The organism is Nonomuraea sp. NPDC001684 (assembly GCF_053596515.1).
This window is the reverse complement of the sequence record NZ_JBSFGJ010000106.1, coordinates 1-25,070: the sequence shown is the minus strand read 5'-3', so window position 1 is coordinate 25,070 and position 25,070 is coordinate 1. Positions and strand designations below refer to the sequence as shown.

General features: G+C 73.0%; 21 protein-coding genes and 1 pseudogene. 15 read left to right on the top strand and 7 right to left on the bottom strand.

What is annotated here, in order from left to right; translation table 11 throughout:
- From ACWCSD_RS20730 to ACWCSD_RS20715, 4 genes are all read right to left on the bottom strand, one after another.
- Positions 1–1,005 (bottom strand): uracil-xanthine permease family protein (locus ACWCSD_RS20730; protein ID WP_449916948.1); only part of this gene is annotated, 1,005 nt, incomplete at its 3' end.
- A 150-nt stretch (positions 1,006–1,155) separates the two neighbouring features.
- Positions 1,156–2,484 (bottom strand): uracil-xanthine permease family protein, encoded by a 1,329-nt coding sequence (locus tag ACWCSD_RS20725; RefSeq protein WP_397163668.1) that lies wholly within the window; start codon positions 2,482–2,484, stop codon positions 1,156–1,158.
- A 103-nt stretch (positions 2,485–2,587) separates the two neighbouring features.
- A complete protein-coding gene (locus ACWCSD_RS20720; protein WP_352363868.1) occupies positions 2,588–2,797 on the bottom strand; it encodes an RNA-binding S4 domain-containing protein in 210 nt (69 codons plus the stop codon).
- 11 nt (positions 2,798–2,808) lie between these two features.
- Complete coding sequence (locus tag ACWCSD_RS20715) at positions 2,809–4,419, bottom strand: PucR family transcriptional regulator (RefSeq protein WP_449916944.1); 1,611 nt, start codon at positions 4,417–4,419, stop codon at positions 2,809–2,811.
- Positions 4,420–4,549: 130 nt separating this feature from the next.
- Between ACWCSD_RS20715 and ACWCSD_RS20710 the strand changes: the two genes are divergently transcribed.
- From ACWCSD_RS20710 to ACWCSD_RS20675, 8 genes are all read left to right on the top strand, one after another.
- A complete protein-coding gene (locus ACWCSD_RS20710; protein ID WP_352322369.1) occupies positions 4,550–5,398 on the top strand; it encodes a DUF2877 domain-containing protein in 849 nt (282 codons plus the stop codon).
- On the top strand, positions 5,395–6,732 hold the full coding sequence (locus ACWCSD_RS20705; protein ID WP_397163665.1) for an FdrA family protein: 1,338 nt from the start codon (positions 5,395–5,397) through the stop codon (positions 6,730–6,732). The genes ACWCSD_RS20710 and ACWCSD_RS20705 overlap by 4 nt, the downstream gene beginning before the upstream one ends.
- Positions 6,733–6,784: 52 nt before the next feature.
- Positions 6,785–8,155 carry a DUF1116 domain-containing protein gene (locus ACWCSD_RS20700; protein ID WP_449916941.1) on the top strand — a complete coding sequence of 457 codons (1,371 nt, stop codon included), beginning with the start codon at positions 6,785–6,787 and terminating at the stop codon, positions 8,153–8,155.
- 202 nt (positions 8,156–8,357) lie between these two features.
- Positions 8,358–10,505 carry a protein kinase domain-containing protein gene (locus tag ACWCSD_RS20695; protein WP_449916938.1) on the top strand — a complete coding sequence of 716 codons (2,148 nt, stop codon included), beginning with the start codon at positions 8,358–8,360 and terminating at the stop codon, positions 10,503–10,505.
- Between the two features lie 44 nt (positions 10,506–10,549).
- Positions 10,550–11,122 (top strand): TetR/AcrR family transcriptional regulator, encoded by a 573-nt coding sequence (locus ACWCSD_RS20690; protein ID WP_397163659.1) that lies wholly within the window; start codon positions 10,550–10,552, stop codon positions 11,120–11,122.
- 70 nt (positions 11,123–11,192) lie between these two features.
- On the top strand, positions 11,193–12,383 hold the full coding sequence (locus ACWCSD_RS20685; RefSeq protein WP_387664156.1) for a Cmx/CmrA family chloramphenicol efflux MFS transporter: 1,191 nt from the start codon (positions 11,193–11,195) through the stop codon (positions 12,381–12,383).
- A gap of 15 nt (positions 12,384–12,398) precedes the next feature.
- Positions 12,399–13,214, top strand: a complete 816-nt coding sequence (locus tag ACWCSD_RS20680) for an MOSC domain-containing protein (protein ID WP_449916934.1) — start codon at positions 12,399–12,401, stop codon at positions 13,212–13,214.
- A gap of 142 nt (positions 13,215–13,356) precedes the next feature.
- Entirely contained in the window at positions 13,357–14,559 is a 1,203-nt protein-coding gene (locus ACWCSD_RS20675) for an MFS transporter (RefSeq protein ID WP_449916931.1), read from the top strand.
- 4 nt (positions 14,560–14,563) lie between these two features.
- Here the strand turns inward: ACWCSD_RS20675 and ACWCSD_RS20670 are convergent, their stop codons facing one another.
- Together ACWCSD_RS20670 and ACWCSD_RS20665 are read right to left on the bottom strand one after the other, a co-directional pair.
- Positions 14,564–16,138: a bifunctional 3'-5' exonuclease/DNA polymerase gene (locus ACWCSD_RS20670; RefSeq protein WP_449916929.1), complete on the bottom strand. Its 1,575-nt coding sequence runs from the start codon at positions 16,136–16,138 to the stop codon at positions 14,564–14,566.
- Positions 16,139–16,153: 15 nt separating this feature from the next.
- Positions 16,154–17,641 carry a metallophosphoesterase family protein gene (locus tag ACWCSD_RS20665; RefSeq protein WP_397163654.1) on the bottom strand — a complete coding sequence of 496 codons (1,488 nt, stop codon included), beginning with the start codon at positions 17,639–17,641 and terminating at the stop codon, positions 16,154–16,156.
- 129 nt (positions 17,642–17,770) lie between these two features.
- On the opposite strand from ACWCSD_RS20665, the gene ACWCSD_RS20660 reads away from it, so the two are divergent.
- Entirely contained in the window at positions 17,771–18,181 is a 411-nt protein-coding gene (locus tag ACWCSD_RS20660; protein ID WP_397163653.1) for a hypothetical protein, read from the top strand.
- Here ACWCSD_RS20660 and ACWCSD_RS20655 read toward each other — a convergent pair.
- Positions 18,160–19,734, bottom strand: a complete 1,575-nt coding sequence (locus tag ACWCSD_RS20655) for an FAD-binding oxidoreductase (RefSeq protein WP_449916950.1) — start codon at positions 19,732–19,734, stop codon at positions 18,160–18,162. The genes ACWCSD_RS20660 and ACWCSD_RS20655 overlap by 22 nt on opposite strands.
- A 31-nt stretch (positions 19,735–19,765) precedes the next feature.
- On the opposite strand from ACWCSD_RS20655, the gene ACWCSD_RS20650 reads away from it, so the two are divergent.
- The 6 genes and pseudogenes from ACWCSD_RS20650 to ACWCSD_RS20625 form a co-directional block, all read left to right on the top strand.
- Complete coding sequence (locus ACWCSD_RS20650) at positions 19,766–20,275, top strand: TetR/AcrR family transcriptional regulator (protein WP_352363842.1); 510 nt, start codon at positions 19,766–19,768, stop codon at positions 20,273–20,275.
- On the top strand, positions 20,268–21,755 hold the full coding sequence (locus tag ACWCSD_RS20645) for a glycerol-3-phosphate dehydrogenase/oxidase (RefSeq protein ID WP_449916925.1): 1,488 nt from the start codon (positions 20,268–20,270) through the stop codon (positions 21,753–21,755). Before ACWCSD_RS20650 ends, ACWCSD_RS20645 begins: the two co-directional genes overlap by 8 nt.
- 111 nt (positions 21,756–21,866) lie before the next feature.
- Positions 21,867–22,736 carry a sucrase ferredoxin gene (locus ACWCSD_RS20640; RefSeq protein ID WP_358284847.1) on the top strand — a complete coding sequence of 290 codons (870 nt, stop codon included), beginning with the start codon at positions 21,867–21,869 and terminating at the stop codon, positions 22,734–22,736.
- Positions 22,737–22,836: 100 nt separating this feature from the next.
- Complete coding sequence (locus ACWCSD_RS20635; RefSeq protein WP_125634885.1) at positions 22,837–23,148, top strand: WhiB family transcriptional regulator; 312 nt, start codon at positions 22,837–22,839, stop codon at positions 23,146–23,148.
- Positions 23,149–23,477: 329 nt separating this feature from the next.
- Entirely contained in the window at positions 23,478–24,698 is a 1,221-nt protein-coding gene (locus ACWCSD_RS20630; protein ID WP_449916919.1) for an esterase-like activity of phytase family protein, read from the top strand.
- A gap of 67 nt (positions 24,699–24,765) precedes the next feature.
- Positions 24,766–25,070: pseudogene (locus ACWCSD_RS20625) on the top strand (hypothetical protein); the annotation flags it as partial.

The following is a 25,070-nucleotide window of genomic DNA, read 5'->3' as shown; positions in this document are numbered from 1 at the left end:
GTAGGTGGTGGTGGGCGAGCCGCCGACGGCGCTGGTGACGACGGTGGCGGCGCCGTCGGCGATGATCGCCCGGCCGATGTAGGGGTCGACGTCGGTGCCGGTCATCTCGCCGACGGCCTTGACGTGGCCGACGTTCTCGGCGATGAGCGCGATCACCGCGGGCAGCACGAGCAGCACGGCGGAGAACCGGAAGTCGGGCGCGTGGAAGTCCGGCAGCCCGAACCAGTCGGCCCTGGCGACGGCGTCGAAGCTGACCCGGTCGTGCGGGAAGGCCGTGGCCACGCAGTACGTGCCCTCGGCCGGGCAGGCGGCGCCGGCCGCGTCGCGCAGGTTCTGGCCGGGCAGCACGGAGGTGACCGGCCCCGCCGCCCGGTCCAGCACCCAGGACAGCGCGAACCCGGTGACCAGCCCGATGAGCACCCCGACGCGTCCGGCGAACCCCTTGAACGCCACGATCACCACGAACGTCACCAACATCGTGATCAGCGCCACCCACTGGTCCTGCCCCCAGTAGACGTCCGCGACCACGTACGCCAGCCCGAACCCGATGAGCATCACCACCGCGCCGGTGACGACGGGCGGGAAGACCCGGTGGATGATCTGCACCCCGAGCACGTGCACGGCCAGCCCCGCCAGCGCCAGCACGAGCCCGGCGACCAGGATCGAGCCGGTCACGATGGCGTCGGCGACGCTCTGGTCGGTGCCGACGGCGGCCCTGATGGCGAACACGCCGCCGACGAACGACGCGCTGGTGCCCAGGTAGCTGGGCACCTTGCCCTTCACGATCAGCAGGAACATGATCGTCGCGACGCCGGACATCATCACGGCGACGTTCGGGTCGAGCCCCATCACCAGCGGGAACACGAACGTGGCGCCGAACATGGCGATCACGTGCTGGGCGCCGAAGCCGACCATGCGCGGCCAGCTCAGCCGCTCGTCGGGCCTGACCACCTCGCCGGGCGCCAGATGCCTGCCGTCACCGTGTCTGGTCCATCCGAAAACCATCTGCGCCCTCTCTTCCGGGCCGGCGACCGTGCCTTTGCGGGCACATTAGGACCGCTGGGATGCGGCTACACGGGCATGATCTGCCAAATATCCCGCGGTCACCAGAGCGAACCTCCGAACGGGGAAGTCGCCGGCCGGTCAGAGAGGGGGTTATCGGCCTGTTTCGGGCACCGGTTCGCGGCGCGTGGCGCGCAGCAGGTGGTAGCCGACGAGCAGCACGATCGTGCCGAGCGCGATGCCGCTGAGGGAGAACGTGCTGGTGATCGGGAAGGCGACCGGCCCGATGGCGATGATGATGCCCGCGCCCACCGGGACCAGGTTGACCGGGTCGGACAGGTTCACCTTGTTCTCGATCCAGATGCGGGCGCCGAGCAGGCCGATCATGCCGTACAGGATGGTCGTGACGCCGCCGAGCACGCCGTCGGGGGTCGCGGCCACGAGCGCGCCGAACTTGGGGCACAGGCCGAACAGGATCGCGATGACCGCGGCGATGTAGTAGGCGGCCGTGGAGTAGACCTTGGTGGCCGCCATGACGCCGATGTTCTCGGCGTACGTGGTGGTGGCCGGGCCGCCGACCGAGGTGGCGACCACGGTGCCGACGCCGTCGGCCATGATGGCGCGGCCCATGTAGCCGTCGACGTCCGCGCCGGTCATCTCGCCGACGGCCTTGACGTGGCCGACGTTCTCGGCGATGAGCGCGATCACGACCGGCAGCACCAGCACGATCGCCGACACCTCGAACACCGGCCCGTGCAGCGACGGCAGGCCGATCCAGTCGGCGTCGGCGACGCCCTGGAGGTTGACGCGGAAGTGCTCGGTCACCTTGCCGGTGGCGTCGGGGGCCAGGATCTTGCCGCCCACCACGTCCCAGACCCACGACAGAACGAACCCGAAGACCAGGCCGAGCAGCACGCCGATGCGGCCGAGGAAGCCCTTGAAGACCCCGATGAACACGAACGTGGCCGCCATCGTGAGCAGCGCCACCCACGGGTCCTTGGGCCAGTAGACGTCGGCCGCGACGTAGGCCATGCCGAAGCCGATCAGCATCACCACGCCGCCGGTGACGATCGGCGGGAAGACGCGGTGGATGATCCGCACGCCGAGCAGGTGGATGGCCAGCCCGCAGCCGGCCAGCACGACGCCGACGGCCAGCAGCGCGCCGGTGACGGTCGCGTCGCCGCCCCCGGCCGCCCTGATCGCCACCACGGCCCCCACGAAGGACGCGCTCGACCCGACGTAGCTGGGGATCCTGCCCTTGACGATGAGCAGGAACAGGATCGTCGCGACGCCGGACATCATCACGGCCAGGTTCGCGTCGAGCCCCATGACCAGCGGGAACACGAACGTCGCGCCGAACATGGCGATGACGTGCTGGGCGCCGATGCCGACCATCCGGGGCCAGGAGAGCCGCTCGTCAGGCTTGACGACCTCTCCCGGCGTCAGATGCTTCCCGTCGCCGTGCAGCTTCCACCCGAACACCGCGAACCCACCTCAATCTTCCGCCTGACCAGCGGCGACGTCTTCCGAAGTATGTCGGAGAGCACAATAAGGGGTGTCGCGACCATCCGGATACGGCGGGCCGTTATTGCACGTGGATCGTGAACCCGTCGCCGCTCACCACCTGGCCGGTACGGATCTTCGCCGTCTTCCGCAGCTCGACCTCGCCGTCGACCTGGACCAGGCCCTCGGCGATGAGGTGTTTGGCCATGCCGCCGGTCTCGGTGACCCCGCAGTACTTCAGCAGGTCGCACAGCGGGATGTACTCGGAACGCAGTTCGAAATCCAGATCCACGAGCCCCAAGCCTAGATGCCGCGCATGCGCAGCACGTGCAGGGCCAGGGTCAGGTTGAGCCGCAGGTGGGGGTCGTCGGTGAAGTTGCCGAGCAGGCGTTCCAGCTTCCCGATCCGGTAGCGCAGGGTGTTGTAGTGGAAGTGCAGCCGGCGGGCGGTCTCGGCGACGTTGAGGTTGGTCTCCAGGAGCACCTGCAGCGTGCGCCGCAGGTCGGCGTTCTCGGCGTCCTCGTCCCAGGCCAGCGGGCCCAGCGTCTCGCGGACGAACGCGTGCAGCTCGCCGGTGTCGTTCACCAGCGACAGCAGCCGGTAGACGCCGAGCTGGTCGAAGTGCGCGACCGCGCCCGGCCCGTGCAGCTGCCGGCCCACCCGGGCCGCCTTCATCGCCTGCGCGTACGCCTCCGGCAGCGTCCCGGCCCCCGGGCTCGGCCGCGAGGTGCCGGTCGAGAACGTCGCGGGCGGCACATCGGCGAACGCCGAGGCGGCGTCCTTGGCCACCCTGGCGGCGTCGAGCGAGGCGTCCACGACGGCGACGACCTCGTGCGAGAACCCGGCCACCGCGCCGCGCGGGTCGTGCCGCCGCACGGCCGCCGTCCAGCAGGACACCAGCCGGTCCTGGGCGCTGCGCTCGTCGCCGTCGGGGTCGAGCTCGGCCACCAGCACGATCACCGGCCGCGCCAGGTCCCAGCCGAACGCCCTGGCCCTGGCGTCGACCCGCTCGGGCGTGCCGGCCCGGCCGGTGAGCACGTCGCGCAGGAAGTCGGCCCGGTACTTGCTCTCGACCGCGTTGACCGCCTCCTGCCGGGTCACGACCAGCGCGGCGACGGTGGCGGCGCGTTCCAGGATGCCGATGTCGCTGTCGCGGATCGCGCCGGTGGCGCTGTAGGCGACGATCCGGCCGTGGTGGTGGCCGCCGGCCAGCACGGGGGCCGAGGCGAACGCCCTGCCGCGGCCCGGCGTGTCGGCGGACCGCGCGGGCGGCGGGCCCTCGCGGGAGATCGACTCGCGCAGGGCGGCGACGTGCTCGGCCGCCCCGGCGGTGGCCAGGACCTGGCCGGAGCCGTCCACGGCGGCCACGGCCACGTCGAGGAGCTGGGCCACCTCGGCGGCGACCTCGTTGAGCCCGCCACCGGCCAGCACCACGTGGACCAGCGCCCGGTGCGCCTCCTCGGCGCGGGCCAGCACGGCGGCCTGGCGGTTGAGTATGTCGGTGAGCACCTGGTTGAGGATGTCGTCGAAGCCGACGTCGTTGGGCAGCAGGATGAGCGGGAAGCCGAGCCGGTCGGCCTGCTCGGTCATCTCGGCGGGCAGCTCGTCCACGTACCGGCCGAGTTTGATCGCCAGGGCGGCCAGGCCGCGTTCGTCCAGGTCGGCGACCAGGCGGCCGAGCGACTGCGGCGTGTTGCGCAGCGGGTAGCCCGTGGTCAGCAGCAGCTCGTGCGGCTTGACCCAGGCCAGGATGTCGGGCACCTCCATGACGTTGAGCCGCTGCACGATGCGCCCGAGCCCGCTCTCCCCCGCGATCAGCCTGGCCTCGGCCAGCGTCGAGACGCCGAGCACCTCCCCGACCGAGACGCCGTGGATGATCGTTCCGGTGCTGGCCAGACGCACGGGGGGCTCCATGTGGTGATTGTGACTCCCCAGACGGTCTGTCAGGAAGAGCCAACCTTCCCGCTGACTGTTGGCAAATTTCTCCGTACGGAGGGTTCTCCGGCCGTTCTACGGTCAGGACCAGGGTCCGATGGGAGGTTCGGTGACCGTCAGTACTCATGCGCGGCGTGCCCGGGTCCGCGTGACGGGCGCGGCCAGCACCGCCGTGCGTCCCGTGCTGGAGGCCCCGCGCAGCCCGGCCCGGGTGCTCGCGGCGTTCTCCGCGGGGATATACCTGGAGGTCAGGACCGACTGCGAGCCTTCGGTGATCGCCCTGATCACCGGCGAGGCGGCCCGGCTGCCCAACTCGGTGCTGCTGGCCACGCCACTGCCGAAGGTCACCGTGGGTGACGACGCCTCCGTCGGCGACCGCGGCATCGAGCTGGGCTCGCTGAGCCTCGGCGTGCGCCGCTGGTGGGACCCGGCTCCGGCGCTGGGCCCGGTCGACCCGCTGAGCCTGGCCGACGTCGTCCTGGACGGCCCCGGACGGCCCGGCCTGGCCGGGAACGACGCCGTCGAGCTGCTGGCGCGCAGTTGCGCGCAGGCCCGGCTGCTGGGCGCGGTGACGGCGGCGGAACGGCTCGTGGGGCTCGGTCCCGGGCTCACGCCGAGCGGCGACGACGTGCTGGCCGGGCTGCTGGTGACGCTGCGGCACCTCGGCACGGCGACCGGCACGCGGCGGGCGGTCTGGCTGGCCGACTGGCTGGCGGCGACCGTCACCTACGACGCGCGCACCCGTACGACGCCGATCTCGGCGACGTTGCTGCACTGCGCGGCCAGGGGCGAGGCCAGCCCTGAGGTGACCGGCGTGCTGCGCGGCATCGCGGGCAGGCAGGCGCTCGAACCGGCGCTGCGGCGGTTGCACCGGCTCGGCCACACCTCGGGCGCCGACCTCGCCCAGGGCATCTCGATCGGGCTCGCCTCGGTCCGGGCGTTGAGCGGGCGCCCGTGAGCGACGACCTGATCCAGCTGAGAAAAGGGACGTACCACGACTCCGTCACCTTGATGCGAATAAGTCGTGCGCTGACCGAAATGCCGGGCGTGGAGGTGGCGATGGTGGCCATGGCCACCGAGCTCAACCTCGCCATCGTCCGCGACCTCGGCTTCGAGCCCCCGCCCGCGGGCCCCGGCGACCTGCTCATCGCCCTGCGCGGCGCCGACCCCGCGCGGGCCGTCGAGGAGCTGGACGCCCGGCTGACCGCGCGGGCCGCCACCGCCGCCACGGGGTCCGGGGAGCAGCCGCCGCGCACGACCTTTTCGGCCGCCAGGACGCCGGCCGACCTGGTCCTGGTGTCCGTGCCCGGCGAGCACGCCTTCTGCGAGGCCCGCGACGCCGTCGAGGCCGGGCTGCCGGTGATGATCTTCAGCGACGGCGTGCCGCTAGCCCAGGAGCGGTGGCTCAAGGAGCTGGCCGAGGAGCGCGGCGTCCTGGTCATGGGGCCCGACTGCGGCACCGCCTCGATCGCGGGCGTCGGGCTCGGCTTCGCCAACGTGCTGCGGCCGGGGCCGGTCGGCCTGGTGGCCGCCTCCGGCACGGGCGCCCAGCAGGTGTCCTGCCTGCTCGACTGGGCGGAGGCCGGGATCAGCCACATCCTCGGCGTGGGCGGCAGGGACCTGTCCGCCGAGGTCGGCGGGCTGGCCACGATGCGCGCCCTGCGGCTGCTCGACGACGATCCGGCCACCGAGCTGATCGTGCTGGTCGGCAAGCCGCCCGGACCCGGCGTGGCGGGGGCCGTCCGGGAGGTGGCGGCCGGGCTGCGCACGCCGGTGGTGGAGGCGGTGCTGCCGGAGACCGACCTCACCGAGGCGGCCGGGCGGGCGCTGCGGGCGCTGGGCCGCGGCGTGCCCGGATGGCCGTCCTGGCCGGGAGCGCTGCGCGGGGAGCCGCGGAGTGTCAGGGGGCTGTACGCGGGCGGCACGCTGTGCGCGGAGGCCGCCGTCCTGGCCGGGCCCGGCGAGTTCACCGACTTCGGGGACGACGCCTACACCAGGGGCCGGGCGCATCCGATGATCGATCCGACGCTGCGCCTGGAGGCCCTGTCGCGGGTCCGGGCGGACGAGGTGGTGCTCATGGACGTCGTCCTCGGCCACGCCGCCGACCCCGACCCGGCGGCCTCGCTCGCGCCGGCCGTCGCCCGTACGCCGGCCACCGTCGTGGTGGCGCTGGTCGGCAGCGCGGGCGATCCCCAGGACCTGCACCGGCAGGCCGCGGCGTTGCGCGAGGCCGGGGCGGCCGTGTTCGTCTCCAACGCCGAGGCCGCCCGCCACGCCCGGAGCCTCCTGTGACCCCGCCCGCCGTGCCCTCGTTCGCCGTTCGTCGCCTTGCCGGGAGGGTGTCGTGAGCCTGCTGTCGGGGCCGCCGCGGGTGATCACCGTCGGCGCGGGGCTGCTCGACGAGGCGCTGGCGGCCCAGGCCGTGCCGACGACGCCGGTGGCCTGGCGACCGCCGCTGCCCGGCACCGCCGACGCCCTGGCCAAGGTGCTGGCCGACCCGCGCAGGACGGCCGCCAACGAGCTGGCCGTGCGCAGGCTGACGAGCGCGCGGCCGTACCTGGTGGGCCTGCGGCGGGCCGCCGAGGTGCTGCCCGCGGGGACGCTCCTGCACGCCGGGCCGCCGATCGAGTGGGACCGCGCCTCGGGCCCGATGCGCGGCGCGCTGATCGGCGCGATGTTGCTGGAGGGCCTGGCGGGCGACGAGCGCGAGGCCGAGGCCGGGCTGGCGGCGGGCGCGGTCGCGCTGCGGCCCTGCCACGAGCACGCCACGGTGGGCCCGATGGCGGGCGTGGTGAGCCCGTCGATGTGGCTGCTGGAGGTACGCGACGAGGAGCACGGCGGCACCGCCTACTGCTCGCTCAACGAGGGCCTGGGCAAGGTGCTCAGGTACGGCGCGTACGGCCCCGAGGTGCTCGACCGGCTGCGCTGGATGGACGAGGTGCTCGGCCCGGTCCTCGCCGCGACGCTGGCCCGTACCGGCCCGATCGACCTGCGCTCGCTGATCGCGCAGGCCCTGCAGATGGGCGACGAGCTGCACAACCGCAACCGCGCGGCCACCTCGCTGCTGCTGCGCGAGCTGGCCCCGGCCCTGGTGGAGGCCGCGCCCGCGCAGGCGGCGCAGGTGCTGCGCTTCGTCAACGGCAACGACCACTTCTTCCTCAACGCGGGCATGGCCGCGGGCAAGGTGAGCACGGACGCCGCCCGCGACATCCCCGGCTCCTCGCTGGTCGTGGCCATGGCCAGGAACGGCACCGACTTCGGCGTGCAGGTCTCCGGGCTCGGCGGGCGCTGGTTCACCGGCCCGGCCGGGGTGCCGGACGGCCTCTACCTCGGCGCGTACGGCCCCCAGGACGCCAACCCCGACATCGGCGACTCCACGATCACCGAGACCTCCGGGCTGGGCGGCTTCGCGATGGCCGCCGCGCCCGCGATCGTGCGCTTCGTCGGCGGCGAGGTGGCCGACGCGGTCCGGGCCACCCGCTCGATGTACGAGATCACGCTCGCCGAGCATCCCGCGTACCAGATTCCCGGGCTCGGATTCCGCGGCACGCCCGTCGGCATCGACGTGACGCTCGTCGCCAGGACGGGCATTCTGCCGGTCGTCAACACCGGCATCGCGGGGCGCGTGGCGGGCACCGGCCAGGTCGGCGCGGGGCTGGTGGAGCCGCCCGCGCAGGCGTTCACCAGCGCGTTGATCGCACTCGCCGCTGAGTAAGTGATCAGTTTGAAAAGCCGTATATCTGCAGGTCAGAGCGGCTGTAAAGGGTCTTCGCCTTCCATTACCGATTTTCCGCCGATATCGTGGCGAACCTCATAATCTGCAAGTAGCGCATGGCGCACGGTGGCGCGTACGGCGATCCACCGCTCGAAGCGGTCACGCTCTGATGTGACGGATGAGGCTGAATGGGGGCGGCAAGATGGCAGCCGACCGCTTGCTCGGCGGGCCCGGCCCGGACCAGGGTGCGCCGGGGGGTGACCCGCAGAGCCAGGGGCGTCTGGTCGGCAGGCGTTACCGGTTGATGTCGCCGGTCGGCCGGGGCGGCATGGGCATGGTGTGGCACGCCCATGACGTGCTGCTCGACCGGGACGTCGCGGTCAAGGAGCTGATCCTGCCCTACGGGCTGGATCAGGCGGGCAAGCAGATGGCCCACCGGCGCATGCTGCGCGAGGCCAGGTCGGCGGCCCGGCTGACGCATCCGGGCATCGTCACCGTCCACGACGTCGTCGAGGAGGACGGCCGGCCGTGGATCGTGATGGAGCTGGTCCGCGCCTGGTCGCTGGAGCAGGCCGTGCGGCAGAGCGGCCCGCTGCCGGTGATCCAGGCCGCCGAGATCGGCATCCGCGTGCTCGACGCGCTCCGGCACGCGCACGCGGCCGGCATCCTGCACCGCGACATCAAGCCGGGCAACGTGCTGCTGACCTCCGACCGCGTGGTGCTGACCGACTTCGGCATCGCCGCCATCGAGGGCGACGTGACGATCACGCAGACCGGGCTGCTCATGGGCTCGCCCGCGTACGTGCCGCCGGAGCGGCTGTCCGGGCAGCCGATCGGGCAGGCGGCCGACCTGTGGTCCTTCGGCGCGACCCTGTACGCGGCCGTGGAGGGGCGGCCGCCGTACGAAGGGCCGGACGCGATCGCGGTGCTGGGCGCGGTGCTCACCCAGGAGCCGATCAGGCCGCAGCGGGCCGGGGCGCTGCTGCCGGTGATCGAGGGCCTGCTGCGCAAGAACCCGGCCGAGCGGCTCACCGCGGAGCAGGTCGCCGACCTGCTGGAAGCGGTGCTGCGCGCCCACGGCTCGGCCCGTCCGCGCCCGCCCGAGACGCTGCCGGCCGAGTCGGACCCGACGCCGCTTGGGATTCTGCCGCCGTTGGAGCACCCGTCCGGGCCGATGCCCTCGCGCATCGTGGAGACCCCTTCGGGGCCGGTGCGGGTGCCGTACGACCCGCTGGCCGGACCGGCGGGCGGGTACGCGATGCCGCCCTACGACGGCCTGTCCAGCCCGTCGGGCAGCCATCGCACCGACCGGCTGCCGTCCCCGGCCGGCGGCTTCGACGCCTTCGGCGGCCCGTCCGGCCCGCACCGGATGGAACCGCCCGCCGCTGACCTCGACGACCTCGACGACCTCGGCGCGCCCGTCCCGCCCGCGCCGCAGCCGATCCTGCCGCTGACGACGGACAGCAGGGCGGCCGCCGTCCCGGCCCCGTGGCCGCTGGCCTCGGCCGACGAACTGCGCGAGCACTCGCGCGACCTGTCGCACGACATCAGCCACAGCCGCCTGGCGACCCTGCCCGGCTCCGGCGCCGGATCGCGCTCCGGCCCGTCGGGCACCGGCGCCACCCGGACCGGTTCCTCGCGCACCGGCGCCACCCGGACCGGGCCGGCGCGCAGCGGCCCCTCGCGCGGCGGTGCTTCGCGGGCGGGCACCAGCCGCCGCAGGGTCCAGGAGGGCGACGGCCCCTGGATGCGCGGCGGCCGGCCCACGCCGTTGCTGATCGCCGGTGCGGTCGCTGGCGTGGCCGTGGTGATCGGCGCGATCGTGGTCATCCTGTCCGGCGGCCCGCCGCAGGTCTCGCCCGGCACGCAGTCCACCGCCGCCACCAGCCAGGCGCCGCGCAGGACCGGGCCGTCGCCGGTGCCCGACGGCTACAAGGAGCACACCCCGCCCGGCTTCGCGGCGGCGGTCCCGGACGGCTGGAAGCTGGCCGCCTCGGGGGACGCGGCCACCTTCACCGGCCCCAAGGACTCCGGCACCCGGATCGTCGTCGAGCAGGCCGCCCCGCAGGCCGACGGGCTCGCCGAGCTGAGCCGGCGCGAGGCCGACGGCGGGGTGGAGGGCTATATCCAGGTGCAGCTCCAGGCCACCGGCTACCGCGGCTGGAAGGCCGCCGACTGGGAGTACACCTACACCTCCAAAGAGGGCGTCCCCATGCACGCCCTGACCCGGTACGTCACTGTCGACGACAAGACCGCCTTCACGATCTCGTTCGACATGCCCGAGCTGAAGTGGGACGACCAGGCCGAGGTCCGCAAGACGTTCCTGGACACGTTCCGCCAGACCACCTGACCCATATTGCACTGATCATTCCAAAACGTGCTAGCGTGCTCGTCATGGCACGACCACGGACGTTCGAGGAGGACCGCGCCGTCGAGGCCGCCATGCGCGCGTTCTGGGACGCGGGCTACGAAGGCACCTCGACCCAGGACCTGTGCGAGGCCACCGGCCTCGGCCGCAGCAGCATCTACAACACCTTCGCGAACAAGCGCGACCTCTACGAGCGGGCCCTGCGCCGCTACCAGGAGGAGCGCACGTCCGCGCTGATCGAGCTCATGGCCTCCGGCCTGCCGGCCGTGGAGAAGATCAGGACCGTGCTGTGGCAGGCGGTCGACCCCGAGGCCGGCGACCCGGCCGGCTGCCTGGTGGTCAACGCCCTGGTGGAGCTGGCTCCGCACGACCCGGAGATCGCCGTCCTGCTGCGCCGCGACGGCGAGCGGCGGGTGGAGGCGATGCGCGGCGCGATCGAGCGCGGGCAGGCCCTCGGCGAGATCGGCGCGGACAAGGACGCCCTGGCGCTCGCGCACTTCGTCGTGGCCACGGTCAGCGGCCTGCGCGTCGCGGCCCGGGGCGGGGCGGGCCGGGCGGTGCTCGAATCCATCGCGACGACGGCGCTGACCGCTTTCTGACCTTTCCTGCGCCTCCATCGCTTTTGTGCCCGAGTTTTGTACTGAGCGTTCTAAAATTGAGGGAGTTCTCATGCCGTTGGCGGTGTTCATCCTGGGGCTGGCGATCTTCGCCCAGGGCACCTCGGAGCTCATGCTGGCCGGACTGCTGCCGGAGATGGCCGCCGACCTCGGCGTGTCCGTCCCCGACGCGGGGCTGCTGATCTCGGCGTTCGCGATCGGGATGCTGGTGGGGGCGCCGGTGCTGGCCGTCGTGACGATGCGCTGGCCGCGCCGGACGGCGCTGCTGACGTTCATGGCGGTCTTCGCGCTGACCCACGTCGCCGGGGCCCTGACCACCAGCTACGGCCTGCTGTTCGCCACCCGCGTGGCGGGCGCCTTCGTCTACGCCGGGTTCTGGGCGGTCGCGGCGTCCACGGCGGTCGGCCTGGTGCCGCCGAACGCCAGGGGGAAGGCGATGAGCATCGTGGCGGGCGGGCTGACCGTGGCCACCGTCGTCGGGCTGTCCCTCGGCACGGTCATCGGCCAGCACCTCGGCTGGCGCGCCGCGTTCTGGGCCGTGGCCGCGCTGTCGGCGCTGGCGGCCCTGGGCGTGCTGGCCACGATCCCCGGCGGCCGTCCCGAGCGGGAGGCCGCGCCGGGCGTCGCCGAGCAGCTGCGCTCGATGCTGAGCCCGCGCCTGTGGCTCGCCTTCGCCACCACCGCCCTGGCGACCGGCGGCCTGCTGGTCTCCTTCAGCTACCTGAGCGCGATGCTCGTGGACACGACCGGCCTGCGGGCCGCCTGGGTGCCCGCCGTCCTGGCGCTGTACGGCGTCGGCGCGGTGATCGGCATCACGATCGGCGGGCGCACCGCCGACACGCGCCCCTTCGCGACCCTGTACGCGGGCATCGCCGGGCTGGTCGTGACCTCGGTCCTGCTGGCTCTGGCCGCGCCGGTCGCGGTGCTGGCCGTGCCGCTGGTCCTGTTGCTCGGCGGGTTCGGCTTCGCCACCAACCCGACGCTGAACACCCGCGTCTTCACCCTGGCCAAGGACGCCCCCACGATGGCCGCCGCGATGAACGTCTGCGCCTTCAACGTCGGCATCACCGTCGGCCCGTGGCTCGGCGGGCTGGCCATCGGGGCGGGCGCCGGATACCCGTCCGTCGGCTGGATCGGCGCCGTGCTCGGCGCGGCGGCGCTGGGCGTGGTGGCCCTGTCCGCCCGTCCGGGCCGGGAGCCGGTCGCCGCGGCCCACCGGGCCGAAGCCGTCCCGAGGGCGTGAGGTACGGTCCTGGCCATGGAACTGGCGAGCATCCACTTCTATCCCGTCAAGTCCACCGCCGGGCATGACGTCCATGAGGCCGAAGTGCAGCCGTGGGGGCTGGCCGGCGACCGGCGTTACCTCGTGACCGACGGCCAGGGCGGCATGCTGACCGCCCGCGAGCACCCCAGGCTGCTGGCCTGCGTGGCCCAGCTCGACGGCGACACCCTCACCCTGACCGGCCCGCACGCGCCCCCGCTGCGGGTCACCCCGACTTCCGCCATGACCACCGTGGACGTCTGGCGCACGCCCGTGGAGCTCACCGACTGCGGCGACGACGCGGCACGCTGGCTGTCGGACCTGATCGGCCGCCCGGCGCGGCTGGCCTGGCTCGACGACCCGGCCCGGCGTCCCGTCAACCCCGAGTACGGCCTGCCCGGCGACCGGGTGAGCCTGGCCGACGGCTACCCCCTGCTGCTGACCACGACCGCCTCACTCGGCCGGCTCAACGACTGGATCGCCGAGACGGCGGCCGAACGCGGCGAGGAGGTCCCCGAGCCGCTGCCCATGCACCGCTTCCGGCCCAGCGTGGTGATCGACGGGGCGGAGCGGCCGTTCGCCGAGGACGAGTGGAAGCGGCTGCGCATCGGCGCGGTCGCCTTCCGGGTGACCAAGGGCTGCGACCGCTGCGTGCTGACCACGATCGACACCGCGACGTACACCAAGGGCAAGGAGCCCATCAGGACGCTGTCCCGCCACCGCAAGTGGGACGGCAAGGTCTGGTTCGGCATCAACCTGATCCCGGACGCCCCCGGCACGATCACCGTGGGGGATTCCGTCACCATCCTCTGAAAAGGGCACCTTTCCCAATAGAAATGGATGCCTGTCCTCTTTGGGGGGATGTCGGGGGCTATGCGAGACTTCACAGGTGACCAGCGCCCCCACGAAACCCCCCGTCTCCCTGCCTGACCTCGTCAGCGTCCAGCGTCGAACCTTGGTCGTCCTGTCCGCCGCGCAGATCGTGGGCGGCGTCGGGGTGGCCGTCGGCCTGGCGCTCAGCTCGGTGGTCGTGGACGAGCTGTCCGGCTCGACCGTGATCAGCGGGTTCGCCGGAACCGCGACCGTGCTCGGGGCGGCGCTGCTCGCGCTGCCGACCGCGCGGCTGTCGAGCCTGGGGGGCCGCCGGGTGGGCCTGTCGCTGACCTACCTGGCGGCGCTGGCGGGCTGCGCGCTCTCGGTGGCCGCGATCAGCCTGGGCAACTGGCCGCTGCTGCTGGCCGGGCTGGTGCTGGTCGGCGGCGGCAGCGCGGGCAGCCTGGCGGCCCGCTACTCGGCCACCGACCTGTCGCCCAAGGGCCACTCGGCCCGGCACCTGTCGCTGGTGGTGTGGGCCTCGACCGTCGGCTCGGTCGCCGGGCCCAACCTGGCCGAGCCCGCCGACCGCATGGGGATCGAGGCCGGGCTGGCGGCCAAGGCGGGGCCGTTCGCGTTCGCGGCGCTGGCGTTCGCCGTGGCGCTCGTGATCATCATCGGCGGCCTGCGCCCGGACCCGCTCAAGCTGGCCCGCACGCTGGACGGCGCCCCCGAGCCCGGCCCCGGCCGCCACCGCACGATCAGGACGGGCCTGCGCACGCTGCGCGAGACCCCCATGGCCCGCCGCGCGCTCGTCATGATCGCGGTGGCCCACACCGCGATGGTCTCGATCATGTCGATGACGCCCGTGAAGCTCCACCACGACGGCTCGAACCTGAACGTCATCGGCCTGGTGATCAGCCTGCACATCGCCGGCATGTACATGTTCTCGCCGGTCGTCGGCTGGCTGGCCGACCGGGCGGGCAAGGTGCCGGTGCTGGTGCTCGGGTCGGCGCTGCTGCTGGCCGCGGCCGTCCTGGCGGGCACCGCGGGGCACCGGGTGTGGCAGGTGACGACGGCCCTGGTCGTGCTCGGGCTCGGCTGGTCGTGCGGGCTGGTCGCCGGGTCGGCGCTGGTCACCGAGTCGGTGCCGATCGACCGCCGGCCCGCCGTCCAGGGCCTGTCCGACCTGCTGATGAACGTCTGCGGCGCCACCGGGACGATCATCGCGGGCGCCATCGTGGGCATCCTGTCCTACGGCGTGCTCGGCCTGGTCGTCGGCGTCATGGTCACGCTGGCCGGGCTCTGGCTGGTCTCGGCCCGGTACCGCGACAGACCGGCCTGAACGGTCACTTGGCGTCGGCGTAGCACCCCACGGCCACCGTCTCCATCGGGAAGCGCACCGGGGTCGAGCCGAACAGCAGCCTGCTCGCCTCCGCGGCCGCCGCCGTCACCGCCGCGGTGACCTCCTCGGCCTGTTCCAGCGGGCAGTGCACCATGACCTCGTCGTGCTGGAAGAACACCAGCCTGGCGGGCTCGGGCAGCAGCCCGCGCAGCACCGCCAGCAGCGCCAGCGCCCATTCGGCGGCCGTGCCCTGCACCACGAAGTTCCTGGTGAACCTGCCCCGGTCGCGGGCCGCCCGGCCGCCCTCCGGGCCGGACACCAGCTCCTTCCACCGCCCGGACGGCGGCGGGCTGGTCCGCCCGAGCCACGACCGCACCAGCCGCCCCTCCTCCCCGGCCTTGGCCGCGTCCTCCACGAACTGGTACGCCTTGGGGAAGCGCTGGCGCATGACGGCCAGCAGCTTGGAGGCGTCGCCGCTGGTGCCGCCGTACATGGCGGACAGCATGGCGATCTTGGCGTTCCCGCGCTCGCCGCCGAACGACTGGGCCAGCGCCGAGTACAGGTCGATCTCCCCCGCCGCCCTGGCCAGCCCGCCGTCGCCGGCCATCGCGGCCAGCACCCTCGGCTCCAGCTGGGCCGCGTCGGCGACGACCAGCGTCCATCCCGCGTCGGCCACCACGACCCGGCGCATCACCTTGGGGATCTGCAGCGCGCCGCCGCCGCTGGTCGCCCACCGGCCGGACACCACGCCGCCGACGACGTACTCGGGCCGGAAGCGCCCGCCGCGCACCCACTGGTCGGCCCACACCCAGCCGTGGAAGCTGTAGAGCCGGGCCAGCTCCTTGTAGGCCAGCAGCGGCGCGACGGCGGGATGGTCGATCTTCTTCAGCTCCCACGACCGGGTCGTCTTCAGCGCCACCCCCGCCCCCTTGAACGCCTTGACCAGCTGCTGCACCGAGTCGGGGTTGACCGGCCGCCCGAAGGCCGCCGCCACCTCGTCGGCCAGCGCCTGCAGCTTGGCCGGGCGCATGCCGTGCACGGGCCGCGGGCCGAGCAGGTCGGTGAGCAGCGCGTCGTGCACGTCCAGGCGCCAGGGCATGCCCTCGTGCGACATCTCGGCCGCGACCAGCGCGCCCGCGGACTCGGCGGCGACCAGCAGCCGGAAGCGGCCGGGCTCGGGCAGCGCCTCGATCCGGCGGAGCTGGTCGGCCAGCACCTCGGCCACCGCCTCGGCCCCCAGCGGCTCCGGCGCGAACAACGTGCCGGGCACGCTCGGCTGGTCGTCGGGCACCGGCAGGCCGTGCAGCCGGGCGTGGGCGGCCCGCGCCGAGCGCGGCTCGCCGTAGCGGCCCTCGTGGGCGAGCAGCAGCCCCTCGGTGAGCGCGAGGTCGTGGCAGCGCGCGACCCGCACGCCCCGCCCCAGCAGCTGAGGGTACGTCTCCCGCGTGTCGGCCCAGACCCACCGCGGCCCGCCCCCGGACTCCAGCTCCCGCACCGCGGACGCCGGGTCGGCCGCGCGCCGGGCCGTTCCTCCGACGGGGAGCACCGTCTCCCCCGCTACCACGACATACACGCACATAAGGGTGCCAAACGGCTACGACAAATCGATGTGCACCTCGTCCTCCAACGGCGGCCGGAGCTCCTGCTCCAGGCAGCCGGTGGCGGCGAAGCAGCGCAGGGTCAGCCGGCCGGGTGTGACCGACGCGTGCAGGAACTGCTTGAAGAACGGCGGCTGGTCCCAGTCGGACAGCTCCGACAGGAAGCGGTGGAACACCTTGTCCACCGGCAGCCTGAACGGCCACGGCCAGGCCCCGAGCAGCCGCGCCGCCCAGCGCATCCGCCGGGTCACCGTGACCGCGCCCTCGACCGGCCGGGCCGGACGGTTGCCGATCTGGCTGGACATGATGCACACCGCCTCGTCGGGGGTGAGACAGAGCCACTTCATCCGCAGGCGGCGGGCGTAGAGCTGGCTGTAGAAGGACAGCGAGTCGCCGCGCAGCGGGTAGCACTTGAAGTCGTCCTCGGCCACGCCGGCGACGTCCACCCTGCCGATGATGTGGGTGGCGTGCATGAAGGCGCCGCCGCCGCCGGTCACGATGTACTGGATCACCCGGTCGCCCACCTTGACCGGATAGCGCTGGTAGTTGTGCACGTCTCCGCCGATGGCCGCGACGTACCGGTGGGCCGGGTCGCGCACGATGTCATCGATCGTGCCGCCTTCCTCCAGCGGTGACGGCTTGTGCACGTTGCCTGTGTAGATGGGCTTCCCGGTCACCAGGATCTTCGGCCGCGGGTCGAGCGAGACGCGGCGCAGCCAGGCCGTCTGGGCCTTGTCGATCACGTTCTTGATGCCGGTGTCCACGCCCACGACCAGCAGGCTGTCGCTCTCGATCGCCCAGTACGGCGCCGGCTGCGCGGCCTGCTGGGCCGGCCGTCCCCGGAGCTCGCGCGCCTCGGCCAGCCTGCCCTCGTCGATCGTCTCCGGCTTGCGCCACAGCAGCCCGCGCAGCCCGCGGTCCGGCGTCGGCTTGAGCGGCGGGGCGTCGCAGAAGACCCGCATGAAGCCGCCGAGCCCGTCGTACCAGTCGTGGTTGCCGGGGATCGCGTAGATCGGCGCCTGGTAGTCCTTGTACGGGCGGAAGAACTTGTTCCCGTACTCGTTGCCCGACCCCGTCGGGTAGATGACGTCGCTGGCGATGACCGCGAACGAGGTGTCCTGCCCGAGCCTCAGCATCCCGGGGACGACGGCGTACTGGGAGGCGTCGCCCTCGCCGGTGTCGCCCAGAATCAGGAAATTGAAATGTCCCCCGACGCCGGGCTTGATGCGAAATTCCGGATCTATCCCGCGGGCTTCCTGAGCCGCGATCCACCGTTTCCGCACCTCCCCCGAAGGATCACCGAACAAGGTCGCCAGGATCTCGTTCCTGGACAACCAGAGCGTGCGTAAATTCAGCCAGGTGAATCCGCCCTTGTCCGGTCTGAGCTGGGCGAACGTCCCCGGTTCTGCGCAGGCCCAGCCGGCCCCCGCCTTCGACACCCGTGACGAATGCTGCTTCCCGCGCTCGGCCGCGACTTCCACCATGACCACATCTTTACCGGCATCCACCATTCGCGCACACTCCACGCTCCGTACTCCCGGAAACACAGATGGTGCGGCATGGTGTAACCTCACGTCCCCAAGCAAGCCCTTGGGACGCGGAGGTGGGCTCCCATGAACCGGAACGGCCCGGACGACGCGACCCGGATGGGCAGCCCCGACGCGGCGGCCGTGCAGGCGTTACTCGCCTACGCCCTCACCCTCCCCCGCCGGGGCGGCCGGGGCGTCGACCGGGCGCTCGAAGCCGTCGCCCAGAGCCGGGCGCTGGCCGCCCGCTCCCCCGCCGAGCACACCGGCCTGCTGGCCCACTGCCTGCGCACCACGGCCAGGATGCTGCTCGACCGCTCCCGCGCCACCGAGGCGCTGCCCATGGCGCAGGAGGCCGTGGCGCTCAGCCGCGGGCTGGAGGGCGGCCACCTCGCGGTCTCCCTCTACCGGCTGGCCGAGGCGTACGAGGCCCTCCACCGCTACAGCGACGCCGCCGAGACGCTGGCGGAGGCCGATCAGATCCCCGGCGGCGACTGAGGGACCAGCACCCCCGGGTTGAGGATCCCGGCCGGGTCCAGCCGGTCCTTGACGGCCTGGAGCACGCCCACGCCCAGCGGGCCCAGCTCCGCGCCGTAGGCGTCCCGGTGGTCGCGGCCCACCCCGTGGTGGTGCGAGATCGTCCCGCCGGCCTCGACGATCGCCGCGTTCACCGCCTCCTTGGCCCGCTCCCACTGTTCGACCGGGTCGCCGTGCTGCGGGGTCACGACGGTGAAGTACAGCGAGGCGCCGGTCTCGTACACGTGCGAGACGTGGCACATGACCAGCGGCGAGCCGAGCGCGCCGAGCAGGGCCAGCCGGACGGCGTCGTACAGGCGCGGCAGGTTCGACCAGAACCCGGCCGTCTCCAGGGTCTCCACGGTGGCGCCCGCGCCGAGCAGCGAGTCGCGCAGGTACGGCGCGGAGAAGCGGCCGTGCTCCCACGCCTGGCCGGGCTCGGGCCCCAGCGGCTCGCCGCCGTGCCGGGCCAGGACCGCGGCGGCCGCGGCGTGCCGGTGGCCGATCCAGTCGCCCTCGACGCCGAGGATCACCAGGCAGCCGGAACCGCCGCCGCCGATCGCGTCCGGCCGGGCCAGCCCGATCATGGTCTCGGTCTCGTCGGAGAGCCGCAGCACGGTGGGAAGCGGGCCTTCCTGGGCGAGTGCCCGCACGGCGGCCGTCCCCGCTCGGAACGACTCGAACCGCCAGCCCTCGTAACGGCGCTCGGCCGGCCGCCTGCGCACCCGCAGGCGCAGCGACGTGATGACGCCGAACGCCCCCTCCGAGCCCAGGACGAGCTGGCGCAGGTCGGGCCCGGCCGCGGACTTGGGCGCGCGGCCCAGCTCCAGCGTCCCGGACGGCGTCGCCAGGGTGAGGCCGACGACCATGTCGTCGAAGCGCCCGTACCCGGCCGAGGCCTGGCCGCTGGAGCGGGCCGCGGCGAAGCCGCCGAGCGTGGCGTACTCGAAGGACTGGGGGAAGTGCCCCAGCGTGAGGCCGTGCTCGGCGAGCAGCCGCTCGGCCTCGGGGGCGCGCACGCCCGGCTCGAAGTCGGCCACCATCGACTCGGCGTCGACCGAGCGCAGCCGGTCGAGCCGGCCCAGGTCGAGCGCGATCACGCCGGTGAAGCCGGCCCGCGCGGCCACGAGCCCGCCGACGACGGAGGTGCCGCCGCCGAACGGCACGACCGCGATCCGCTCGGCCGCGCACAGCCGCAGCAGCTCCTCCACCTCCTCGTGCGAGCCGGGCAGCACGACCGCGTCGGGGGCGTCGGAGCCGTCTCCCGCGCGCATCCGCAGCAGGTCGGGCGTGGACTTGCCGCGCGTGTGCCGCAGCCTGGCCTCGTGGGAGGTCAGCACGTGCGCGGGCCCGGTGACGGCCGCGAGCGCGGCCAGCACCGGCTCGGGCAGCGCGACCGGCGGCAGCCGGACCTCCTCGATGGCGGCGGCCGGGGTCTCGGGCGCGCGCACGCCGAGCAGGTCGTGCAGCAGCTTGCGGATCTGTTCGGGCAGCTCGCGGGCCTTGGCGGGGTCGCCCCAGCCACACCACAGCATGGGTTCACCGGTCACGCATACACTGTGACACATGACGTCGAACCGTCACAATGAGGGTGTGCTGGACGCGGCCCGCGCGTGCGTCCTGGCCTACGGCGTGCGCAGGACCACGCTCACGGACGTGGCCAGGCGGGCGGGCGTGTCGCGGATGACGATCTACCGCCGCTGGCCGGACGTGCGCTCGCTGGTCGCCGACCTGATGACGCGGGAGTGGGTCGCGGTCGTGTCCGGGCTCGACCTGTCCGATCCGGTGCCCGCGATCGTGGCGGGCGTGCGCGGGCTGCGCGGGCACCCGCTCTGGCGCAAGATCGTGGAGGCGGACCCCGAGCTGCTGCTGCCGTACCTGCTGGACCGGCGGGGGGCCAGCCACGAGGCGGTGCTGGCCCTGCTGGAGCCGGCCGTCGGCGGGCCGGCCAGGGCGCGGGCCGTGCTGCTGGTCGCCCAGTCGTTCCTGCTGTCGGCCCCCACGATGCTCGACCCCGTGACGCTCGACGACCTGGACGCCGAACTCGCCGCCCTGCTGGAGGCCTACCTTGGATAGCTCGCTGAACGCCCGCAGAAGGTCGTACGAACTGGGCGTGGTCGCCGACGGGCGGCTGGACGTGCTGGTGGTGGGGCTCGGCGCGACGGGAGCCGGCGCGGCCCTCGACGCCGCCTCCCGCGGGTTGAGCGTAGCGGCGGTCGACGCGCACGACCTGGCCTTCGGCACGTCGAGGTGGAGCTCCAAGTTGGTCCACGGCGGGCTGCGCTACCTGGCCAAGGGCCAGGTGGACGTGGCCTACGAGAGCGCGGTCGAGCGCGGCATCCTACTCAGGACGACGGCTCCGCACCTGGTCAAGGCCCATCCGTACCTGCTGCCGCTGACGCCGGCGGTCTCCCCGCGGCAGGCCGCCCTGGTGATGACCGGCTACCGGCTCGGCGACGGGCTGCGGACCGCGGCGCGCACGCCGCGCCGCCTGCTGCCCGGCCCCACGCGGCTCGGCGCGGCGCGCGCCCACACGCTCGCGCCGGTGCTGGCGCGCGACGGGCTGCGCGGCGGCCTGCTGTCGTGGGACGGCCGGCTGCTCGACGACGCGCGCCTGGTCGTGGCGCTGGCCAGGACCGCCGCCGGGCACGGCGCCCGCGTCCTGACCCGCTGCCGCGCCCTGAGGCTCACGGACGAGGGCGCCGAGGTGCGCGACGAGCTGACCGGCGAGCGGTTCACCATCCGGGCCAGGGCGGTGGTCAACGCGACGGGCGTGTGGGCCGGGCAGCTCGACCCGGCGGCGCGGCTGCGGCCGTCCCGGGGCAGCCATCTCGTGCTCGACGCCGGGACGCTGCCGGGGCTGATCGCCGGCATGCACGTGCCCATTCCCGGAGAGAGCAACCGATTCGCGCTCGTACTCCCCCAGGGCGACGGCCGCGTCTACGTCGGACTGACCGACGAGCCGCTGGACGGGCCGGTGCCCGACGTCCCCGAGGTGCCCGCCGAGGACGTCACGGCGCTCCTGGAGGTGCTGAACGGCATTCTCGAGGCTCCGGTGACCCCTGAGGCGGTCGCGGGCGCGTACGCGGGCCTGAGGCCGCTCCTGGCCGCGGACGGCCGCACGGCGGACCTCTCGCGCCGGCACGCGGTGCTGTCGGACGGCGGCGTGGTCACGGTCATCGGGGGCAAACTCACCACGTACCGGCGAATGGCCGAGGACGCCATCGACCGGGCGGTCTCCCTCAAAGACCTCAACGCCGGACCGAGCCGGACGAAGCACCTCCCCCTGGTCGGCGCGGGCCCGCAGCCGGACGGCGTGCCGCCCCGGCTGGCCGAGCGGTACGGCAGCGAGGCCGCGGCGGCGTACGAGCTGGTCAAGGCCCACCCCGAGGAGGTCGGGCTCGGCCTGACCAAGGGCGACCTGCTCTGGTCTGTCTGGCACGAGGGCGCGCTCGACGAGGCCGACCTGCTGGACCGCAGGACCAGGATCGGCCTGGTCGCCGCCGACCGCGACCGGGCGCTGCCCGCGACACGCGACGTGCTCGGGACCGGGTGACCCCGGCCCCGAACCCCGCCGATGCGTTAGGTTATCCTTACCTAATTCTTCGGGAAGGGGGAGGCGTTGGCGAGGGGATGCGAGCATCCGGCGGGCTGCCACACGGGAGCCATGCCCACCCTGGCCAGCGCCACCGTGGGAGCCAGGCTCTGGCTGCTCGTCGAGTACGCCGGGCCGTGGCCGTCCCACCTGGAAAGCTTGCAACTTCCTGAAGAAATCTCCGAACTCGTGCGCAGAGCGCTCGAACGCGGTATCAGGCCCCAGCTCATCAGGCGGCCGGGCAAGCGAACCCGCCAGCGGGACCAGGGGATCCGTGTGCTATTGGCCTACGCGGCGGGCGACCGCCCCTGGTTGGCCGGCGGCGTCGTCGCAGGTCCGGACGATCTTGACCTGGACGCCTTCGTGGCCGGAGTGCTCCCGGAGTCCTGCATACTTGAAGACGAGCCGGTATTTCTGGTCTGCACGCACGCCAAGCGCAATGCGTGCTGCGCCCGCATTGGACTACCCCTCGCTCGGTCGCTGGCCGAATCTTTGCCGGACAGAGTGTGGGAAACGTCACACGTTGGCGGCGATCGCTACGCCGCCAACCTCGTGTGCTTGCCACACGGAATTTTCTACGGCAGCATGTCTCAGGCTGCTGCACTGGCAGCGGCTAACGCGTACCGGTCGGGCGAGATCATTCTCGACCGTCTCCGGGGGCGCGCAGGCATCCCTGAGCCATTGCAAGCCGTCGAGCATTTTGCCCGAGCCCATACGGGAGAGTGCTCCGTCGGCGCAGTGGCCGTGGAATCCTCCAGGTCGGACGGCGACGTCACCGAAGCAGTCGTGCGCTGCGGAGACGTCCGGTTCCAGGTTGTGGTTGAGCCATCGGCGTTCACAGCGCCGTGTGGTACGGCTTGCGCCGAGACGATCACCACCTACCGGCTGGTTTCGCTGGACAGGCTCACGCCTGTGCGGTACGCCACGCCCGCCCTCGCCTGACTAGGGAACATCACGGCCCGTCCTTGCGTTGGAACAGTGACGCCAAAAGCGTCCAATGCGGCTCAATTACCGAAATACCTCTCACGAAGGTGGTTTTCTCATGTCTCAGGTACGTCGGCAGCTCGCCCGCCCGCGCCCCAGCTGGGGTTGGCAGGATGATGCCGCGTGCCGGGGTGAGGATCTCGTGCTCTTCTTCGGCCCCGACGGGGAGCGGCAGCCCGAGCGTGACGTACGTGAGCGGAAGGCCAAGGCGATCTGCGCCGGGTGCCCTGTCCGCAACGAGTGCCTAGACTACGCGCTGTCCCGGCCGGAGAAGTACGGCACGTGGGGCGGTCTCAACGAGGACGAGCGCGCCAGCGAGCGTCGCCGTCGCATGCGCCGCGCCGCCAGCGCCGGCATCTCCGCCGCCTGACACACCTCGGCAGCATCAACGATCATCGCGTGATCACTCAGTTGTCCCGATGAACCGGAGCCTGGCCTTCCATGTCCAGGCTCTGGCGAACCCGGTCGGGGCAACTGCCTGATCAGGCCCGAGATCGTCATCCCGCACAAAGCATCGCCCGGCCACCCCCGCCCGACCCAGGGCAGGGGTGGCCGTCGCGTTTCCCGTCGTGCGCGCCTCTCGTCCGGGAATGTGCGCAGGTCACCGGGCTCGGGCGGACCGGCAACGACGTCATGAGCGTCCCTGAAGGTCGTCTCATGTTCGGAATGCCGTCATGTGCCGCCTCTAGCGTGCCCGCCATGAGACGCATCACCACCCTGACGTGCGCGGCGGCCCTGGCGCTCGCCCTCGCCGCCCCGGCCACCGCCGCCATGGCCGACCCCGCCCGGCCCGGGGACCGCGGCCCCGCCGCGTTCGGCCGCGCCACGCTGACCGGCTTCGCCGCGCTGCCCGCGCAGACCTACGTGCCCGGCAGCGAGCCGTCGGGCTCCCTCCTCGGCGCCGCGCCGGTCAACGGCGTCACCCCGCCCTTCCCCGGCCAGCCCGTGCAGGGCTTCAGCGGCATCGCCCGCCGCCACGACGGCACCTTCGACGTGCTGTCCGACAACGGCTTCGGCAACAAGGCCAACAGCGCCGACTTCCTCCTGCGCGTGCACCGCGTCAAGCCGGACTTCGCCGCCAGGACGGTCGAGGTGCTCGGCGGCTTCAACCTGACCGACCCGCGGGGACTCGTCCCGTTCGCCCTGACCCGCCAGGACCGTACGCTGACGGGCTCCGACTTCGACGTCGAGTCGATCGTGCGCGCGACGGACGGCACCTACTGGATCGGCGACGAGTTCGGGCCGTTCCTGCTGCACTTCGACCGCAAGGGCCGGCTGCTCGACGCCCCGATCGAGCTGCCCGGCGTCAAGGCCCCCGAGAACCCCTGGCTGAACGGCGCCCAGCCCAACCTGGCCAGCTCCAAGGGCTTCGAGGGCATGGCCAGGTCGGTGGACGGCCGCCGGCTCTACCCGCTGCTCGAAGGCACGGTGAGCGGCGACCCGGCGGGCACTCTGCGGATGAACGAGTTCGACCTGCGCAAGCGCGCGTACACCGGGCGCACGTGGACGTACCGGCTGGAGGACCCCGCGCACTCCATCGGCGACGCCGTCGCCGTGGACGCGAACCGCTTCCTGATCATCGAGCGGGACAACCTCCAGGGTGACGCGGCCAAGGTCAAGCGCGTCTACCTGGCCGACACGCGCGACCGCGACCACGACGGCGCCCTGGACAAGACGCAGGTGGCCAACCTGCTCGACCTGGCCGACCCGCGCGGCCTCGGCGGCGCGCCCGGCACGTTCCGGTTCCCGTTCCAGACCATCGAGGACGTCGTCGTCCTCGACGACCGCACCCTGGGCCTGCTGGACGACAACAACTTCCCCTTCTCCAGCGGCCGCACGCCGGGCCGTCCCGACGACAACGAGTTCATCACCGTCCGGCTCTCGCGCGGCCTTCAGGCCGATCCGCGAATTTTCCGGTAGAAGCATGTAGAGAAGCGTGGGACGGCTCCGACCTCCTGCTGACAAGAGCCCGCAGAAGGAGTTCGACATGCAGTCCACGGTTCAGACCGTCACCTCGGCCGACGGCACCCGCATCGCGTTCGAGAGCAGCGGCGAGGGCCACCCGGTGATCCTGGTGGGCGGCGCCTTCAACGACCGCACCACCGTCGCCGCCCTCGCCGCCGCGCTCGCCCCCGGTTTCCGCGCGATCGCCCACGACCGCCGCGGCCGGGGCGGCAGCGGCGACAGGCGGATCAGCGAGATCCGCCCCTCGCGCAGGGTGACCAGGAAGATCGCCTCGACGTCGAAACTGCGCCCGGTGGGCGTGGGCATGCGCGGGTGGGTGCCGGAGTG